The following is a 2793-nucleotide window of genomic DNA, read 5'->3' on the forward strand; positions in this document are numbered from 1 at the left end:
AACGCAGGATAGGCAACGAGTGCCAAAAACAGGGTGGTTTTACCACCCTGATTCCGCCCAAAAGGGCGGAAACGCCGCAAAGCGGCTGAAGGTTTGAAACAACCATCGGGGGCAGCGGCCGCCGTGTTGTTGGTTGATGTCTAAATTTCAAAGCGCAAAAAGTCCGGACTGGCTTTGTGCGGCTTCCACCTTTTCCACCACGCCGAAAGGGCGCACCGGACAAAGATGAAAGCCGCACAAAGCCAGTCCGGACTTTTTGCGCTTTGAAATTTTTTACGACATCACAACACGGCGGCCGCTGCCCCCGATGGTTGTTTATTTATGAATGAACATTTATGAAAGGATTATCAAATGGGACTTGATATGTACGGCTACACCATGAATGCCGAGTTTGTCGGCGACCGTCAAACCGATGTGAATGTGAGTGAGGATGAACGCGATGAAGCAGAACTGAATCAATTTGCGTACTGGCGGAAATTTAACCATCTGCATGGCTGGATCGAAAAACTATATCGGCAAAAAGGCGGCAAAGCTGATGTATTTAATTGTTGCATTGTACGCCTAGAACTTGAAGATTTGGAACGGCTGGAAGCTGATTTAAATGATGAAAAACTAGAACACACGCCGGGCTTTTTCTTTGGAGATTCGCAAATTTATCCCGAAGACATTACAGAAACCAAAACCTTTATAGCGAATGCGCGGTTAGCGATAGCTGAGGGGCGGGCAGTTTTCTATGACAGTTGGTGGTAATGGCTAAACGGTTTCGGGCGGCAAAGGTCGTCTGAAACCTTCGGGAGCAAAAAATGGATAACACGGTTAAAGAGCTGAAAAAACTTATTTATTCATTCGGTGCGACATATAAACCGTCTGATGTTTTTCGTGATTTCGTGGAGCTGGCAGCCCTTGCGATTTTTAATAGTTATATGCGGGATGATGATTGGGAAAAACGCGAGGAGCGATACCACACTATCCGACGAGAATATAAAGAAGAGGCTTTTAAAATTTTTCCTGAGCTGTTGGGCGTTTTGGCTTCGGGCTGCATTAGAGCGGTGAACGTCGGAAGCTACGAAGATTTTTTGGGTGAGCTTTATATGGACTTGGGAGCGTCAAACGAGCGTAACGGGCAGTATTTTACGCCGATGGCTGTATCAAGAGTGATGGCAAGACTTACGGGAATCGATGCGGCGGAGAAACTGGATAAACAACGATTCGTTTCCTTACTTGAACCATGTTGCGGCAGCGGTGCGAATCTGCTTGCCTTTGCGGAACATATCGCCGATAGCGGAAAAGTTCCGACTTTGCATATGGCGACGGTTGCGGTGGATATAGATGTTTTGTGTGTGTGGATGTGTTTTGTGCAATGTCATTTTTACGGTATTCCCGCAAAAATCATACATGGAGACAGTATAAAAAACGAATTTCATACGGCATGGCGGACGGTGCATTGGTTGCGTGGCGGTTTTGAAGACGATATGAGAGCTGAAATTGAAGCCGACAAAATAGCCGCTTTCGACGCAAAACAGCACAGCCAAGACGAAACGAAGATAACCGCCCCCTTATTGACATTGGAAGAACAGTTGGTTTTGTTTTGAAGAAAGGCAGAAGAGTGATGATTCAGGATGTGAAAGAATTAAATATGATAGATAGAATTTTAAATGAAATTTCGGCGTTAAGCCCGAAGGAAATCCGAGAAATTTTTATGCGGATGTGGCGGCATATGGATTCACTGAATGACGGCTTGACGACTGACGATTGTGTCGAACTTTTTGCAACTGCGTTAAAAGGCAGTTCAGATTTGACCTATGATTTGTTGAAGGATATCTGTCATGATTATAGCGTAGGCACGATGACGGAAACATTTGCATTATTGCCGCGTGAAACGTATGACAAAATGTTTTCTGAATGCCTTAAAGGTAAAATTCCCGCTGAAACGCGACTGGATACCGAAGCCCTAATTAAGTTTTTGATGTTGGATAATGTTTCTGAAATTGAAGTGAGCATTAGAAAAGGTTGCATAAGGGCAACACATTTTATAGGTTCTGACAAAAAATTTATCTATGATGCATGGGTTGACGATAAAAATATCCAATGGGAAATTGAAGATTTTAAGGCTAATTACCCGCATACATGGTGGACGGTAGAGCAGATTATTTACAATGACTAAGATATAGAGGTCGTCTGAAACAGCGATTTCAGACGACCTCTATATGCCGAAGGAAACTGAACGGAAAAAATGCCCGCCGCAGCCCCGTTACCGCCTCTCAAGGTTCGGCAGAAACGTCCCCACGACCCCAAGAGAAAAACAGACTTAGGCAACTTTTTCGGCACCTTCGACAGCCTGCAAAATTGCCACGCCTATTTTTCTCTTGCCCCCTACGGCGGGCTTTTTTATTTATGAAAAATTAGTACTATTCAATCTAGTAGCTGACAGCTCTTAAACTGGAGCTATTTAGACAAAATATCTGCCTTTGTCGATTTTGAGTGGTGTTTGACGTGGGCAGGGATGGAAAATAACACATAAGGAAAACTAATGCTCTTACTAAGGCGTGAACACATTGATCGCTTGTTTGATATGTTGATAGCAAACCGCAGGTTTGATACTCCATTTAAAATTACGGAGTACGATGGTGGGATGAATTTTTTGGGTACGTTTGGCGAAGTCCCGGTACATGAGCTTGGAAACCGATCGGCGACATTGTGTTTTGAATGGAAAGGGGAGATATCCGAACCAAGAGATACCCATGATATTGCGGGGATGAAGCCAAACATTCTTTATGACTTTAACGGGTCAGG

At 44.3% G+C, this 2793-nt stretch carries 4 protein-coding genes and 1 pseudogene; all 5 read left to right on the forward strand.

Features of this window, described 5'->3' with window-relative positions; all coding sequences use genetic code 11:
- Window positions 1-351: 351 nt before the first annotated feature.
- Window positions 352-750, forward strand: a complete 399-nt coding sequence (locus NSCA4_RS0107730; protein WP_016687596.1) for a hypothetical protein — start codon at window positions 352-354, stop codon at window positions 748-750.
- Window positions 751-803: 53 nt separating this feature from the next.
- Window positions 804-1592 (forward strand): N-6 DNA methylase, encoded by a 789-nt coding sequence (locus tag NSCA4_RS0107735; RefSeq protein WP_016687597.1) that lies wholly within the window; start codon window positions 804-806, stop codon window positions 1590-1592.
- A gap of 17 nt (window positions 1593-1609) precedes the next feature.
- A complete protein-coding gene (locus NSCA4_RS0107740; RefSeq protein WP_016687598.1) occupies window positions 1610-2164 on the forward strand; it encodes a hypothetical protein in 555 nt (184 codons plus the stop codon).
- A gap of 69 nt (window positions 2165-2233) precedes the next feature.
- The gene (locus tag NSCA4_RS15545) at window positions 2234-2398 is read left to right on the forward strand and encodes a hypothetical protein (protein WP_176621481.1); all 165 of its coding nucleotides are present in this window, start codon (window positions 2234-2236) and stop codon (window positions 2396-2398) included.
- A 132-nt stretch (window positions 2399-2530) separates the two neighbouring features.
- A pseudogene (locus tag NSCA4_RS15775) lies at window positions 2531-2793 on the forward strand (hypothetical protein); the annotation flags it as partial.

Origin of the sequence: Neisseria sicca 4320 (assembly GCF_000193735.1) — a bacterium.
Taxonomy (GTDB): Bacteria; Pseudomonadota; Gammaproteobacteria; order Burkholderiales; family Neisseriaceae; genus Neisseria; species Neisseria sicca_E.